Consider the following 14,540-nt stretch of genomic DNA (forward strand, 5'->3'; position numbering starts at 1 on the left):
TCGCTCAGGCGGATTGCCGCGCCAGCGCTGCGGCACGAATGCCGGAGAGCGTGACGCCGGGCGCGATGCCATCGGGTTCGTAGCGCAGCTCGATCAGCGCGGGGAGTTGCTCGCGATTGGCGAACTCCAGCGCCCGGGCAAAAGCGGGCGCGAAGTCCTCATCACGATCCACCACTTCGCCGTGGCCGTGATACGCCCTGACCAACTGGCTGAACTCGGGATTGTCGAAGCCGAGCGCAATCGTCCGGCCCGGGAACTCGCGTTCCTGATGCGCGCGGATGGTGCCCCACATGCCGTTGTTGAAAACCAGGATCACGATGCCCAGCCGATACTGCATGGCCACGCCGAGTTCCTGCAGGTTCATCTGGAAGCAGCCATCGCCCGCGTAGCAGACCACGGTACGCGACGGATCCTCGAGCTTGGCCGAGATTGCGGCCGGCAAGCCGTAACCCATCGACCCTACCGTCGGCGCCAGGCTCGTGCCCACGCCATGGAAGCGGTGATAGGCGTGCGCGAACAACGCATAGTTGCCCGCGCCGACAGTGATGCAGGCATCGTCCGGCACGTGGTCACGCACATGGCAGGCCACCCGGTTCAGGTTCAACGTGCCGGGCGCGTCCTTGGGCGCCTGCTCCGCAAGGAAGTTGGCATTGGCCGCCGTCACCGCCGTCATCGCCTCTCGGGACACCGTCTGCGCCGGAGATAGCTGCGCCACGGCCGCCGCGAACGACACCACATCGGCGGCAATCGGCAACGTCGGGCGGAATACCCGGCCGAGTTCGTCCGGATCGGGATACACGTGCACCAGCTTCTGCCGTGGCTGCGGGCTTTCCACCAGCGTGTAGCCTTCCGTGGTGGCCTCGCCCATGCGCGTGCCCACGGCGATCACCAGATCCGCTTCGTGAATCCGCTGGCGCAGCGCATCGCCCATCCCCCAGCCAACGTGGCCGGCGAAGTTCGGATGTCCGTTGTCGAAGCATTCCAGACGCCGCCATGCCACGCCCACGGGCAGGCCGAAGCGTTCGGCGAAGCCTTCGATCTGCCGCATGGCCGTGGGCGTCCAGCCCGAGCCCCCGACCAGCAGGAACGGCCGCTTCGCGCCCGCCAGCAAGGTGGAAAGCTTGTCGAGCGCCGCCGGCGTCGGGGCGCCGTGGACGCGCTCATAACGTGGCATGTCGGCGACCGTGGCGCGGCCCCAGAGCGTGTCCTCGGGCAGCGCCAGCACCACCGGACCGGGACGCCCGCTGGTGGCCACCGCGTAGGCTCGCGCCACGAACTCGGGGATCCGGTCGGTGCGGTCGATCTGGGCCACCCACTTGGCCATCTGGCCGAACATGCGGCGGTAGTCGATCTCCTGGAATGCCTCGCGCTCGTAGAAGTCATTACCAACCTGACCGACGAACAGGATCATCGGTGTGGAGTCCTGAAACGCCGTATGCACCGCGATGCTCGCATTGGTCGCGCCCGGGCCGCGCGTGACAAAGCAAACGCCGGGCTCGCCGGTCAGCTTGCCGTAGGCCTCCGCCATGTATCCGGCGCCGCTTTCCTGCCGGCAGACGATCGGTGTGATTGCGTCCTGATGGTCGTAGAGCGCGTCGATGCACGGCAGATAGCTCTCGCCCGGCACCAGGAACACGCGCTTCGTGCCCTGGATGCGCAGTTGTTCGACCAGAATCTGGCCGCCATTCCGTTCGCGTGGCGCACTCATGCCTGGTCTCCACGCTTGATTTCGATTTCGACGAACACGCATTCACCGTCATGGGCGTTGATCACGTTGTGCTCGACGCCGGCTGCCCGGTAATAGGCGCGCCCGGCCACGAGCTGGCTCGTGACCTCGCCCTCCGGCGTCTGCAGCAGCAGCGGCCCGGTGGTCATCGGCACCACCACATAGTCATAGCCATGGCGGTGATGCCCGGTTTCGGCGCCCTTGGCGAAGCGCCATTCGGTCACGGCCACACGTTCGTTGTCGACCTGGACGGTCGGTACTGCCTGGGGTCGGGTCATGTCAGTGGCTCCGTTCGGCGGGTCAGCGGGTCAGTACGTCTGCCAGGATGTCGAGGCCCTCGTTCATCACGGCGTCCTGGATGGTCAGCGGGAACAGGAAGCGAATCACGTTGCCGTACACGCCGCACGACAGCAGCAACAGGCCCTTCTCCAGCGCGCGGTTCTGCACTTCGCGGGTGAACTCCGCATCCGGGCTGCCATCGGCGCGACGGAACTCCACGGCCACCATTGCGCCGATGCCACGGACTTCGGCGATTTGCGGCACGCGCGGCTTGAGGCTGTTCAGGCGGGCCGTCAGTCGTTCGCCAAGCGCCGCGCCTCGCGCGATCAGGTTCTCGGACTCGAGCACGTCGAGCACGGCCAGCGCGGACGCCACGGCCAACGGATTGCCGGCGTAGGTCCCGCCGAGGCCGCCCGGCGCGGGCGCATCCATGATCTCGGCACGGCCACACACGGCGGAAAGCGGCATCCCGCCGGCCAGGCTCTTGGCCATCGTGGTCAGGTCCGGCGCGACGTCGTAGTGCTCCATCGCGAACAGCTTGCCCGTGCGGCCGAAACCGGTCTGAACCTCATCGGCCACCAACAGGATGCCGTGTTCGTCGCACACGGCGCGCAGCATCCGCACGAACTCCGGCGGCGCCACGTTGAAACCGCCCTCGCCCTGCACCGGTTCGAAGATGATGGCTGCCACGCGGCGCGGGTCGATATCGGCCTTGAACAGGTGTTCGAGCGCGCGGCGCGAATCCTCCACCGTCACGCCATGCAACGCAGACGGGTAAGGCGCGTGGAAGACCTCGCCGGGGAACGGCCCGAAGCCGGTCTTGTACGGGGCCACCTTGCCAGTCAGCGCCATGCCCATCATCGTGCGGCCATGGAACCCACCAGAGAACGCGATAACACCGGGCCGGCCGGTGGCGGCGCGCGCGATCTTGACGGCGTTCTCTACGGCTTCCGCGCCGGTCGTGAAGAAGGCGGTCTTGCGAGCCGAGCGCCCCGGCGCGCGCTGGTTGATCTTCTCGGCCAGCTCCACATAGCTGGCGTACGGCACGATCTGGTACGCCGTATGGGTGAAGCGATTCAGTTGCGCCTGCAGCGCGGCCACCAGCCGCGGGTGGCGATGGCCCGTATTGAGCACGGCGATGCCGGCAGCGAAGTCGATATAGCGCTTGCCCTCGACATCCCAGATTTCGCTGTTCTCGGCGCGGTCGGCGTAGAAATTGCACATCACACCTACCCCACGCGGGGTAGCGGCATCCTTGCGACGGACCAGTTCGGCGTTCTTCATTGATTGGCTCCAGTGAATTCGTGGTGCTGTGTGCGGCAGACCTCAGGCCGCGACGCGAATCAGCGTCGGGTCCCAGGTCTTGCCCGGAATGGCGTCGATCAGGCGACGGGTGTAGTCATGCTGCGGATCATCAAAAATCTGCGAGGGCGGGCCTGCTTCGACGACCCGGCCCCGGTGCATAACGATGACCTGATGGCAGATCTGCGCAGCCACGCGCAGGTCGTGCGTGATGAAGATCAGCGCGATATCGAGCCGCTTCTGCAGGTCTGCCAGCAGTTGCAGCACCTGCGCCTGCACGGAGACATCGAGCGCCGAAACCGATTCGTCGGCTACCAGCAGCTTCGGCTCCAGCGCCAGGGCCCGGGCGATACCGATGCGCTGACGCTGGCCGCCCGAAAACTGGTTCGGATAGCGGTCGAACGCGGAGGCTTCCAGTCCAACCAGTTGCAGCAGTTCGCGCGCCCGCGCCTGGGCATCGGCCAGTGGCACGCCTGTGGCGACAGGGCCATCGGTGATGATGCGGCCAACCGTATGGCGCGGATTGAGCGACGCAAACGGGTCCTGAAAGATCATCTGCACGTCGCGCCGCATCGGACGGAACTGGCGCTCGGAGAGGCGCGCAATGTCCTGGCCGTCGAACAGCATCTGGCCACCGTCGACGCCGGTCAGGCGCAGCAGGCACTTGCCGATGGTCGACTTGCCCGAGCCCGACTCGCCCACGATACCGAGCGTCTCGCCGCGCTTGACGCTGAACGACACGTCATCCACGGCGTGCGTCACGCGCTTCTTCGAGAACAGCCCGCCACCGGAAACGTAGGTCTTGCGCAGGTTTCGCACGTCGAGCACGGTGCGGTCGTCCGCATGGCCGCCATCGCGCGCGCGGCCATGTGGCACGGCGCTGATCAGCCGCCGGGTATAGGGATGCTGCGGGTGATTGAGCACCTGCTGCGCCGTGCCGATCTCGACCAGCACGCCCTTCTCCATCACAGCCACGCGGTCGGCGATCTCGGCCACGACCCCGAAGTCGTGGGTAACGAACATCACGCCCATGCCTTTCTCTGCCTGGATGCGCCGGATCAGGGCCAGAATCTGCGCCTGCGTGGTCACGTCCAGCGCCGTGGTGGGCTCGTCCGCGATCAGCAACGTCGGCTCCAGTGCCAGCGCCATCGCGATCACCACCCGCTGACGCTGCCCGCCGGACAGCCGGAACGGATAGCTATGCACCAGCGTGGCCGGATCGGGCAACCCGACGAACTCGAGCAGTTCCATCACGCGCCGCTGGCAGGCTTCGCCCGGATAAGCGCGGTGCACGCGCATGACTTCGGCGATCTGGTCACCAACGGTCATCACGGGATTCAGCGCGGACAACGGCTCCTGGAACACCATTGCCATGTCCTTGCCACGCATGCCGAGCAGCGTGGTTTCGTCCAGCTTCAGCAGATCGCGCCCCTGGAACAGGATCTCGCCACGTTCAGGCTTCAGGTAGCTCGGCAGCAGGCCCATGATCGCGTTGGCGCTCATCGATTTTCCCGAGCCGGACTCCCCTACGATGCAGAGGATTTCGCCCGCGTGCAGGTCATACGAGATGTCCTTGACCGCGTGCGCCCGGTCGCCACCCGCCGGTAGCGCGATGGAAAGATCGCGGATCGACAACAACGGTTGTCGGGAGGAATTGGTCTGCGTCATCGTAGCGCTCCTTACTCGCCGCGGCGGCGCAGTTGCGGGTTCAGGGCATCGTTGAGCCCCTCCCCGATCAGGTTGATCGCCAGCACCGTCAGCAGGATTGCCACGCCGGGCCAGACGCTCATCCACCAGGCTTCGCGGATCATGGTGCGCGCGGCGCCGATCATGAAGCCCCAGCTCATCATGTTGCGGTCACCAAGCCCCAGGAACGACAGCGCCGACTCGGTCAGGATGGCGGTGGCCACCATGAACGACGCCGAAACGATGATCGGCGACATCGCATTGGGCAGGATCTGCGTCAGGATGATGCGCAGTGGACGCTGGCCGATCACGATTGCGGCCTGCACGAACTCGCGCTGCTTCAGCGACAGGAATTCGCCGCGCACCAGGCGTGCCACTGGCGGCCACGATACGACCGAGATCGCGCCGACGATCGAATAGATCGACGGATTGAAGATGGCCACGATCACCACTGCCATGGCCAACTGAGGAATGGTCTGGAAGAACTCGGTCACCCGCATCAACGCGTCGTCGATCCGGCCGCCGCAGTACCCCGCGACGGACCCCACGAGCACGCCGACGACCAGCGCCACCGCCGTGGAGATCACGCCGACCAGCAGCGATACGCGCGCGCCGTACAGCAGCCCAGCGGTGATGTCCCGGCCCAGCATATCCGTGCCGAATGGATAGGCCATGTCCGCGAACGGCTTCATCAGCGGTTCCGCCACCATCATCCAGGGCGACTCTTCGTAAAGCATCGGCGCGACGAAGGACACCACAACCACCGCCAGCAGCACGATCAGGCCGATCATGGCGCCGTAGTTGCGGCAATAGCGCTTGAAGAACGATTTCATGCCGTGGCCTCCTTGCCGCCGATGGCGATGCGGGGGTCGATGAAGCGGTAGATCACATCGGTCACCAGGTTGAAGAACACCACCAGCGCCGAGGTCACGAAGAAGATGCCGAGCAGCAACTGGTAGTCGCGTTGCAGCAGCGCATCGAACATCAGCCGGCCAATACCAGGCCACGAGAACACGGTTTCGGTCAGCACCGCGCCACCGGCCATCTGACCGAGTTGGATGCCAGCGAACGTGATCACGGGCAGCAGCGCGTTACGCAGCACATGCACGCGGATCACACGGCGGGCCGGCACACCCTTGGCGCGCGCCGTCTTGACGAAGTCCATGCCCATGACCTCGAGCATCGAAGCCCGCGTCAGTCGCACATAGACAGCCATGAAGAAGCAGCCCAGCGAAATCGTCGGCAGCACCAGATGGAGCGCGATATCCTGCACGCGGGCCAGTCCCGTGTATCCGGCCCCGACGCTCTCCATGCCGAAAGCAGGCAACCAGCCGAGCACTACGGAGAACAGGATGATGGCCATCAGCGAGAGCCAGAACAGCGGCGTGGCGTACAGCAGCAACGCGCCGGACATCACTGCGCTGTCGATCCAGCGCCGGCGGTTTTCGTAGCGCGTCCGCGCCGCAATCACGCCCAGCAGCACCCCCACCACAATCGAGAACAGGAATGCCCCGCTCATCAGCAAGAAGGTGGCTGGCAGACGATCGAGGATCAGGTCCAGCACCGGCAGGTGGTTGCGATACGAGTAGCCAAGGTCGAGCTTCGCCACCCCCTTGAGATAAATGCCCAGTTGCGTCAGCACAGGCTGGTCCAGCCCGAACTGCTCGCGCAACTGCGTCACATAGGTGGCATCGCCAGCGCCAGCTTCGCCAGCCATCACCGTGGCCGGATCGCCGGGCGCCATGCGGATCAGGAAGAAGTTGATGACGACCACGCCGATCACCACCACCAGTGCCTTGATCAGCCGGGATAGAAAGAAAGACAGAAAATTCACGATAACCTCCGCGTGCACATCCCCGCCGCTCCCCGGCGACTTGTCACCGGGGAGCCTGGCGGCGCGATCAGTTCTTCTCGATCGAGACGTTGTCGAACGACTCGTTCAGGCCAATGGCCGTGGTCACGAGGTTCTTGATGTTCTTGCGATACAACGTCGGGAACTCGATCTCGAACAGGTTGGCATTGGCCACCTCGCTCACAAGGATCTGCTGCAGCTCGCTGTAGAGCTTCTGGCGTTCCACCGGGTCCATGGTGTTGCCGCCCTTGGCCCACAGATCGTCCGCCTTCGGGTTGCTGTAGCCCTGAACGTTCGCGAACGGCGTGCCCTTGACCATGTTGCGCGTCACGTACAGACGTTCCACGCCCAGTGCCGGATCCCCGTACTGGTACGTGTAGGTCACCGTCATGTCGTAGTCCCAGTTGCTGACCCGCGACGACCACGTACCGGCGTCGGCAGACTCGATGCTGACCTTGAAGCCGATCTGCTCCAGCATCTGCTTGATGTACTCGTCCAGACGGTCCCAGTTGGCGCCGTAGGACGTGGAGAGGATCTTCACCGGATACTTGCTGACGTCCACGCCAGATGCCTTGAGTTCCTCGCGCGCCTTCTTGATGCTGAAGTCGAAGGTGGGCATGTTCTTGTCGAAGAACAGCGTGCTCGACGAGAACGGGCTCACGGCCGGCTTGCCCATGCCGAAGAAAATGTTGTCGACAATCAGCTTGCGGTTCAGCGCGTGCATCACGGCGCGGCGCACGTTCACATTGTTGAACGGCGGCTTGCGCTCGTTGAGCAGCAGGCTCGTCATCGGCGCGAACATTTCCCAGCCCTTGGTCGTGTACTCGACGTTGGGCAGCGCGCGCAGGCGCTTGACGTCGACGTTGTCAACGTCGCCACCGCGCAGCACTTGCACGTCACCCTTCTCGAACGCCACCGCGCGCGACGCCGAGTCCGGGATCACGTAGAACACCAGCTCGTCCAGGTACGGCTTGCCCTTCTTCCAGTAGTTCGGGTTCTTGGCCAGCTTGATATAGGCGCCCTTCTTCCACTCCTTGAGCATGAACGGGCCGGTGCCCACCGGCTTCTGGTTGGCCGGGTTGTTGCGGTAGTCGGTGCCGTCGTAGATGTGCTTCGGCATCATCGGCATGGTGCCGGTTTCGAACATCGAGATAAACGGCGGGAACGGCTCCTTGAGCTTGAGCTTGATCTCGACGGTACTGTCGTTGACCGCGCGGATCGACGCCATGTACTTGTTGATCACGGCGCGTGTGCGCACGTGTACCTCGCGCAGCATCTTGTCGATCGAGAACACCACGTCGGCAGAGGTGAAAGGTTTGCCGTCGTGCCACTTCACGCCCTGCTGGAGTTCAAACGTGTAGGTCAGGCCATCAGGCGAGATCTGCCACGACTTCGCCAGTTCGGGGCGCGGTTTCAGGTCGGGACCATAGGTCAGCAGACCTTGATAGATCTTGCCGGCGATGTACTGCGTGGGTGCCTGCGAGTTCAGCGCGCTGACCAGGATCGGCGGCTCGGGTTGCACGATGCCGGACAGCGTGCCGCCCGTGGTCTGGGCAAGCGCGGTGCCAGCCATGAGGCTGGCGGCGGCAACAAAGGCCATCGACATCAGGCTCCCCCTGATGCGCGACTGGACGCTGGCAGTGATGCGTTTCATCGGTCGTTTCCTTTTCTTGGGACAAGCGAGGGCAACGGGCAACGCCCCACCACGTGGTGGCGCATTTGCCCAGGCGGTACAGCAACGAGGGAAAACCGGTTTCTAGGTCTGGTCGGCGGCTGGCTCTACACCGCACCAGTCGTGCATGAACTGTGCGAACGTGGTCGCCACGCGCACCATGCTTTCGATCGACACCGATTCGTCGATGCCGTGGATGTTGCGAGCTTCGGGGCCGTAGCAGGTGACGGGTGTATCGAGCGTGATGCGGAAGTGACGGGCGTCGGTGGTAGCCGTGGTGGCCTGACGCTTCAGCACATTGCCGTGGGCCTTGCGGTGCGCCTCGGCCAGCGCCAGCATCGGCGCGTTATCGAGATCGAACTCGCAGCCCGGCGCGTGAAAGCCTTCGTAGCGGATATTCAGGTCAAGCGTGCTACCCAGACGCGCCAGCGAATCACGAACGCGCTGGGCAACGATGGCCTTGGCATCGTTGACATCCATCTGCGGATAGAAGCCGATGCGGATACCAAGCGTGCAGGTACACGGCACGGATGAGTTCCATTCGCCACCGTGGATCTGGCCCAGGTTGAAGTTGATCGGATGCGCGTGGTCGCGATAGGCGGCGGGCCGGTTCTCCGGCAGGTTCCATTCGGTTTCGAGACAACGCAGGTCCTCCATCACCGCGATGCCAGCCTCCACGGGATTGATGCCGGTGGTCATGTACGCGGCGTGGGCGGGGCGGCCCGTCAATTCCACATACATCCAGAACACACCCATCTGCGCGCTCATCAGGGCTTCGCCCAGCGGCTCGGGGATCAACACGGTGTCGAACGAAGCGAGCTTGCCAGCGCCCACCGCGCTACGCAGCGAAGCCACTGTGGCCAGCGCGCCGTTGCCGGTGCTCTCTTCTTCCAGCACGCCGTTGAATCCGACGTTGCCGGCAGGCTGCACACCCAGTTCCTTCAGTGCCTTGAACGCGGCCAGCGCGCAGACGATGCCCGCCTTCATGTCACCTGCGCCGCGGCCATAGAGCCAGCCATCCTCGACATACGACTTGAACGGTGACTCGCGCCACATCGAATCGGGGCCGGTTGGCACCACGTCGAGGTGACCATTGAACAGTACCGAGCGGCCACCGCGTTCGCGCGGACGATGGGTGGCCAGCAGGTTGTAGCGTCCACCATCGGGACAGCACGGCGTGGAGAACAACGGCATGTCCTTCAGCTGCGCCGTGTTCAGGACGATGCGTTCCGACTCCAGTCCAAGCTCGCGCAGCGCACCGTCCATGAAGTCCACCGCGGGCTGCTCCGCACCCGACGGGCTCTCAGCCGCCACGAAGTCACTCAGGGTTTTCACCATGTACGGCGTGAGTGCGCGCACGGCATCGGCAATCGCCTGCGTGGTGAGCGTTGTCGATTCAGGAGACGCAACGGTGGCTGCATTCGGCATGGGGGCTCCGCGATGGGGACATCGAAAAAAAACAGCATCAGCACGGATGGAAAATTATCCGATGGTTGGTACCATCGGTAGGTCCATATCCTGTTTTTTGCCCGGAGCCACTTTGAAAGAGACCATTCTTTCCGACCTGCTGCTTCAGCGACTTGAGCGCCCCGCTGGTGCAGTCACCGGCAAATCGGGCGAGCATATGAACCGACAGCTCTACGCCATCATCCGTCAGGAGATCCTTGCAGGTGCTGTGCCAGCGGGCAGCAAGCTGCCGGCGTCGCGCCTGCTGGCCAAGGAAATCGGCGTCTCGCGCAACACCGTCCTGTATGCGTACGAGCAGTTATTGGCCGAAGGCTATGTAACCGCATCCACCGGAAGTGGCACCTTCGTGTCGCATACGGTTCCCGACCATCGTGCATTGCACAACGGGAGTGCGACGAATGGCACCATCACTGTGCCCGCAGTGCAGCAACACCCAAACCGATTCGCGCTGTCGCGACGGGGGCAGCATCTGGTGTCCCACGCCAGCGCGTCGGATCGCCAATGGGGCGCGTTCGTCGCGGGCGTGCCTGATGTCTCGCTGTTTCCGCACGCGGTCTGGGCGCGCCTGCTGAACAAGCACTGGCGCAATCCAAGCCCGCAGTTGCTGACGTACGCGCATCACGGCGGCTACCTGCCGCTGAAGAAGCTGCTGGCCGAACACCTGCGTCTAGTGCGTTCCGTGCGCTGCGAGCCAGACCAGATCATCCTGACCACCGGCATTCACCAGGCCGTGGACCTGACCACCCGGCTGCTGGCCGACCCCGGCGACAAGGCATGGATGGAGGATCCCGGCTACTGGGGCACACGCAGCCTGCTGGCAAGCGCGGGCGTGGAGCCAATCCCGGTACCGGTCGACGACGAAGGGATCGCGCCAAGCCCCGCGACGCTACAGAATCCGCCACGCTTCATCTTCGTCACGCCTTCGCACCAGTATCCGCTTGGCATGATGATGAGCCTCTCGCGCCGACGCATGTTGCTCGAATACGCGCGGCAGCGCGGTGCGTGGATCATCGAGGACGACTACGACAGCGAGTTCCGCTTCGAAGGCAGGCCGGTGGCGTCGTTGCAGGGGCTCGACGACAACGATCGCGTGATCTACATGGGCACGTTCTCGAAGACGCTCTTCCCGGGCATACGCATGGGCTTCATGGTGTTGCCCAAGCCGCTGGCGCCCCACTTCGCCACTGGGCTTTCCGAGCTCTATCGCGAAGGCCAGCTCGTGCAGCAGGCGGTGCTGGCGGACTTCATCGAGGAAGGCCACTACGCCACGCATATCCGCCGGATGCGTCAGCGGTACGCGCAGCGGCAGGCGCTGTTACGCGAAGCCATCGCCGACCGCTTCGGCGCCGACTGGCCCACATCCACGCATGAGGCCGGCCTGCACATGGTGATGCATCTGCCGCGTGGCGCCGATGATCTCGGCATCAGCATGGCCGCGCGCACGCAGGGGCTGTCGGCCCGGCCGCTATCGCGCTACTACAGCGAGGGGGCGGCGACGCAACAGGGGCTGCTGCTCGGCTACGCGTGCGTGCCCGAAGCCGAGATCGGTCCTGCCTTTCGCAAACTGGCCGAAGTCATCGAGCCCGCCCTGGAGCATCTGGCGCGCACCCAGGAGCCGCCAAAGCCGATTGCCGCAAGGATCAACGCAGAGGCGTGGAGCGGCGCTTGATTTCTGGTGCCATCACGACGGCGACGAATGGCACTTTACGTTGACGTGATGGATTCCTACGATCAGGTTTTGTCGCGCGGCATACGCTGACCCTTTCCATTCTGCTACTCGATGTCCAATACACCCGCCCTCCTCTCCGAACTCGCCGCGATCCTCGACCCTGCCGGCCTGCAAACCGGCGACGCCATCGACACACGCTTCCGCAAGGACTGGTACGCGCCGCTGGGTAACCCGCCTCTGGCCGTCGTGCGGCCGCGTACGACGGCGGACGTCGCGGCCATCCTTGCCGCATGCCACAGGCATGGCCAGCCAGTCGTTCCCCAGGGAGGCCTGACTGGCCTGGCGTCTGCCGCGACGCCCGGGCAAGGCGAGATCGTGCTATCCCTCGAACGGATTCGTGGCGTCGAAGAGATCGACGAGCAGGCTGGCACGATGACGGTCTGGGCGGGCACCACGCTGCAGGCAGCACAGGAAGCCGCTCGCGCGGCCGGATGGTTGCTGGCGGTGGATCTCGGCGCACGCGGCAGCTGCCAGATCGGCGGCAATATCGCCACCAATGCGGGCGGCAATCGCGTGATCCGCTACGGCATGATGCGCGACCAGGTACTCGGGCTTGAAGTCGTGCTGGCCGATGGCACCGTGCTGACATCACTGAACAAGATGCTCAAGAACAACGCTGGCTACGACCTGCGCCAGGTTTTCGTGGGCAGCGAAGGCACGCTCGGCGTGATCACGCGCGCGGTCCTGCGGCTCGCACCGCTGCCGTCAGCCACGCAAACGGCGCTCTGCGCGCTGAACAGTTTCGACGATGTGGTGCGTCTGCTGCGCCATGCGCAGCGCGCGCTTTCCGGCCGTGTCTCCGCCTTCGAAGCGATGTGGGCCGACTACTACACGCTAGTCACCACGCGCGTTCCGGGCGTACGCGCACCGCTTGCGGCAGGGCATCCGTTCTATGTGCTGCTCGACCTGCAAGGCAGCGACGCCGATGCCGATGCCGCCGCGTTCGAACGGATGCTGGAAGGTGCGATGGAAGACGGCCTGATTGTCGATGCTGCGGTGGCCGCGAGTGGTAAGGAAGCAGAGAGTTTTTGGAAGTTGCGCGATGCGGTGGCCGAGTTTCCACAAATGTGGGCACCCAACGCGGCCTTCGACGTCAGCCTGCCGATTGGCAGCATCGGGCGGTTCGCCGACGCACTGCGTAGCGCCATCCTGGAACGATGGCCGACCGCCGAACTGGTGAACTTCGGACACGTCGGCGACAGCAATCTGCACTTCAGCGTGCACCTGCCTGGGGTCGACGCGGCGGCGTTCCCGGAAACCGAGATCGACGCGGTAGCCTATGCCATCGTTCGCGAGTTCGCCGGGAGCGTGTCGGCGGAGCACGGCATCGGCATCCACAAGAAGCCCTACCTCGGCAACTCGCGCACACCTGAGGAGCTCGCGCTGATGCGCACGATCAAGGCAGCTCTCGACCCGAAGGGCACCCTGAACCCCGGGCGGGTATTCGATCCGGCCTGAGATGGACTACGGGTCGACTGTCGCCGTCAACCTGAAACCAGGGAGCCTCAGCCCACCAACGCCGTGACCCAGCCCGTCAAGGTTGGGCCGGCGATGACCATTAGCACCCCGGCCAGCACCATCGTCAGGCTGGCGACCACACCCTCTTCGGCGTGACGCTGCCGGGCGCGCGCGGTGCCGAAACCATGCGCGGCCGTGCCAAGCGATGCACCCTGCGCCACGGGCGAGCGCAGGCGCAGCAGGCCAAGCACCGTGTCCCCGACGATCATGCCGGCGAGCCCGGTCATTACGGTGAATAGCGACACCAGTTCGGCGGACCCGCCCGTATGGGCGACGACGGCCACAGCGAATGGCGTGGATACGGAGCGCGCCATCAGGCTGCTCGACACCTCGCTGCTGAAATGAAATGCATCGGCCAGCAGCCGCGCGCTGAGTATCGCCACCAGCATCCCGGCGATCACGCCAAGCGCCAGCGCGATCCAGTGACGGCGCACGATCTCGCGGTGCTCATAGATCGGCACGGCGAACGCGATCGTGGCCGGTCCGAGCAGCCAGACCATCCACCGGGTATCGGCAACGTACTCGGCGTAGGGAATGCCGGTGATCAGCAGCAGCGCAATGGTCAGCGCCGGCACGACGATTGCCGGCGACAGCCAGATCCGTGGCAGGCGCTGGTACAACGGCTTGACAGCGAAGTACAGCGCGACGGTCCATGCCAGGCAGAGAAACGACGCCACGGGCGGGGCCAGATGCAAGCCGGAGAGCGCAGGCATCTCACTGTTCTCCGTTCGAGCGCGCCCGCACCAGCCGCGCCTCCAGCCGGCAGCCGGCATGGACCGCCAGCGCCGTGGCGGCCATAACGAGCACCGTGCCTGCCGTCACGGCGATGACCAGCTGGACGCCCTCGCGCCGGAACAGCGGCATATAGTTGATCACGGCCACCACGCACGGGATGAAAAACAGCACCAGCTCGCCAAGCATCCAGTTGGCCCCATCCTTGACCCAGCCGACCTGAAGGCGGCCGGACAGCAACAGGACCAGCACGGCCAGCAGCCCCAGCACACCTGGCGACATCGACCACCCGAACGCCCGGGTGAGCGAATCGGCGGCAAACCAGACGGCGAGGAGCCCGCCAACCTGCGTGAGCGTGCGCAGGTGGCGCGAGCCGGCAGGTATGGCGGACATGGCGGTACTGGCGGAACTGGCAGAAGACGCGGACGTGGAGGCGGGGGCGGACATGGCGGTGGGCAGCAAACCTGACATGCGCCAATTATTCGTCGAGATCGTGCACAACGACAGGCCGCAAATCCGCATCGGTTGTGCAAAGATGCACAACCTCACCCTCGCCCTCGCCCTTTCACTACAGTGA

13 protein-coding genes are annotated in these 14,540 nt (G+C 64.8%); 3 read left to right on the plus strand and 10 right to left on the minus strand.

Annotation, left to right across the window (positions count from 1 at the left end):
- Window positions 1-4: 4 nt before the first annotated feature.
- From B2246_RS05750 to B2246_RS05785, 8 genes are all read right to left on the minus strand, one after another.
- The gene (locus B2246_RS05750) at window positions 5-1,708 is read right to left on the minus strand and encodes a thiamine pyrophosphate-binding protein (RefSeq protein ID WP_008649607.1); all 1,704 of its coding nucleotides are present in this window, start codon (window positions 1,706-1,708) and stop codon (window positions 5-7) included.
- On the minus strand, window positions 1,705-2,004 hold the full coding sequence (locus tag B2246_RS05755) for a cupin domain-containing protein (RefSeq protein ID WP_008649608.1): 300 nt from the start codon (window positions 2,002-2,004) through the stop codon (window positions 1,705-1,707). Before B2246_RS05755 ends, B2246_RS05750 begins: the two co-directional genes overlap by 4 nt.
- A gap of 22 nt (window positions 2,005-2,026) precedes the next feature.
- Window positions 2,027-3,289, minus strand: coding sequence for a 4-aminobutyrate--2-oxoglutarate transaminase (gabT, locus tag B2246_RS05760; RefSeq protein ID WP_017513026.1), 1,263 nt, complete (start codon window positions 3,287-3,289; stop codon window positions 2,027-2,029).
- Between the two features lie 42 nt (window positions 3,290-3,331).
- Window positions 3,332-4,975: an ABC transporter ATP-binding protein gene (locus B2246_RS05765; RefSeq protein ID WP_008649612.1), complete on the minus strand. Its 1,644-nt coding sequence runs from the start codon at window positions 4,973-4,975 to the stop codon at window positions 3,332-3,334.
- 11 nt (window positions 4,976-4,986) lie between these two features.
- Window positions 4,987-5,826, minus strand: a complete 840-nt coding sequence (locus tag B2246_RS05770) for an ABC transporter permease (RefSeq protein WP_008649614.1) — start codon at window positions 5,824-5,826, stop codon at window positions 4,987-4,989.
- The gene (locus B2246_RS05775) at window positions 5,823-6,827 is read right to left on the minus strand and encodes an ABC transporter permease (protein WP_286880756.1); all 1,005 of its coding nucleotides are present in this window, start codon (window positions 6,825-6,827) and stop codon (window positions 5,823-5,825) included. The genes B2246_RS05770 and B2246_RS05775 overlap by 4 nt, the downstream gene beginning before the upstream one ends.
- 67 nt (window positions 6,828-6,894) lie before the next feature.
- Window positions 6,895-8,499 carry an ABC transporter substrate-binding protein gene (locus B2246_RS05780; RefSeq protein ID WP_286880757.1) on the minus strand — a complete coding sequence of 535 codons (1,605 nt, stop codon included), beginning with the start codon at window positions 8,497-8,499 and terminating at the stop codon, window positions 6,895-6,897.
- A gap of 102 nt (window positions 8,500-8,601) precedes the next feature.
- A complete protein-coding gene (locus B2246_RS05785) occupies window positions 8,602-9,945 on the minus strand; it encodes an ArgE/DapE family deacylase (protein ID WP_286880758.1) in 1,344 nt (447 codons plus the stop codon).
- Window positions 9,946-10,057: 112 nt separating this feature from the next.
- Between B2246_RS05785 and B2246_RS05790 the strand changes: the two genes are divergently transcribed.
- Both B2246_RS05790 and B2246_RS05795 read left to right on the plus strand, forming a co-directional pair.
- Window positions 10,058-11,653 carry a PLP-dependent aminotransferase family protein gene (locus B2246_RS05790; protein ID WP_008649629.1) on the plus strand — a complete coding sequence of 532 codons (1,596 nt, stop codon included), beginning with the start codon at window positions 10,058-10,060 and terminating at the stop codon, window positions 11,651-11,653.
- A 111-nt stretch (window positions 11,654-11,764) separates the two neighbouring features.
- The gene (locus tag B2246_RS05795) at window positions 11,765-13,171 is read left to right on the plus strand and encodes an FAD-binding oxidoreductase (protein ID WP_286880759.1); all 1,407 of its coding nucleotides are present in this window, start codon (window positions 11,765-11,767) and stop codon (window positions 13,169-13,171) included.
- A 47-nt stretch (window positions 13,172-13,218) separates the two neighbouring features.
- On the opposite strand, the gene B2246_RS05800 is transcribed toward B2246_RS05795, so the two are convergent.
- Window positions 13,219-13,944, minus strand: a complete 726-nt coding sequence (locus tag B2246_RS05800; protein ID WP_051705339.1) for an LrgB family protein — start codon at window positions 13,942-13,944, stop codon at window positions 13,219-13,221.
- A 1-nt stretch (window position 13,945) separates the two neighbouring features.
- Window positions 13,946-14,356 carry a CidA/LrgA family protein gene (locus B2246_RS05805; RefSeq protein WP_008649634.1) on the minus strand — a complete coding sequence of 137 codons (411 nt, stop codon included), beginning with the start codon at window positions 14,354-14,356 and terminating at the stop codon, window positions 13,946-13,948.
- On the opposite strand from B2246_RS05805, the gene B2246_RS05810 reads away from it, so the two are divergent.
- A complete protein-coding gene (locus B2246_RS05810) occupies window positions 14,355-14,540 on the plus strand; it encodes a hypothetical protein (RefSeq protein ID WP_286880760.1) in 186 nt (61 codons plus the stop codon). The two genes, B2246_RS05805 and B2246_RS05810, sit on opposite strands and share 2 nt — an antisense overlap.

Source organism: Cupriavidus sp. UBA2010 (genome assembly GCF_002335265.1).
Classification (GTDB): domain Bacteria; phylum Pseudomonadota; class Gammaproteobacteria; order Burkholderiales; family Burkholderiaceae; genus Cupriavidus; species Cupriavidus metallidurans.

Bases quoted from the DNA above. Each gene is read 5' to 3' on its own strand.
- B2246_RS05750 (WP_008649607.1), bottom strand. From the start codon at position 1,708: ATGAGTGCGCCACGCGAACGGAATGGCGGCCAGATTCTGGTCGAACAA.
- B2246_RS05755 (WP_008649608.1), bottom strand. From the start codon at position 2,004: ATGACCCGACCCCAGGCAGTACCGACCGTCCAGGTCGACAACGAACGT.
- gabT (WP_017513026.1), bottom strand. From the start codon at position 3,289: ATGAAGAACGCCGAACTGGTCCGTCGCAAGGATGCCGCTACCCCGCGT.
- B2246_RS05765 (WP_008649612.1), bottom strand. From the start codon at position 4,975: ATGACGCAGACCAATTCCTCCCGACAACCGTTGTTGTCGATCCGCGAT.
- B2246_RS05770 (WP_008649614.1), bottom strand. From the start codon at position 5,826: ATGAAATCGTTCTTCAAGCGCTATTGCCGCAACTACGGCGCCATGATC.
- B2246_RS05780 (WP_286880757.1), bottom strand. From the start codon at position 8,499: ATGAAACGCATCACTGCCAGCGTCCAGTCGCGCATCAGGGGGAGCCTG.
- B2246_RS05785 (WP_286880758.1), bottom strand. From the start codon at position 9,945: ATGCCGAATGCAGCCACCGTTGCGTCTCCTGAATCGACAACGCTCACC.
- B2246_RS05795 (WP_286880759.1), top strand. From the start codon at position 11,765: ATGTCCAATACACCCGCCCTCCTCTCCGAACTCGCCGCGATCCTCGAC.
- B2246_RS05800 (WP_051705339.1), bottom strand. From the start codon at position 13,944: ATGCCTGCGCTCTCCGGCTTGCATCTGGCCCCGCCCGTGGCGTCGTTT.
- B2246_RS05810 (WP_286880760.1), top strand. From the start codon at position 14,355: ATGGCGGTACTGGCGGAACTGGCAGAAGACGCGGACGTGGAGGCGGGG.
- B2246_RS05805 (WP_008649634.1), bottom strand. From the start codon at position 14,356: ATGTCCGCCATACCTGCCGGCTCGCGCCACCTGCGCACGCTCACGCAG.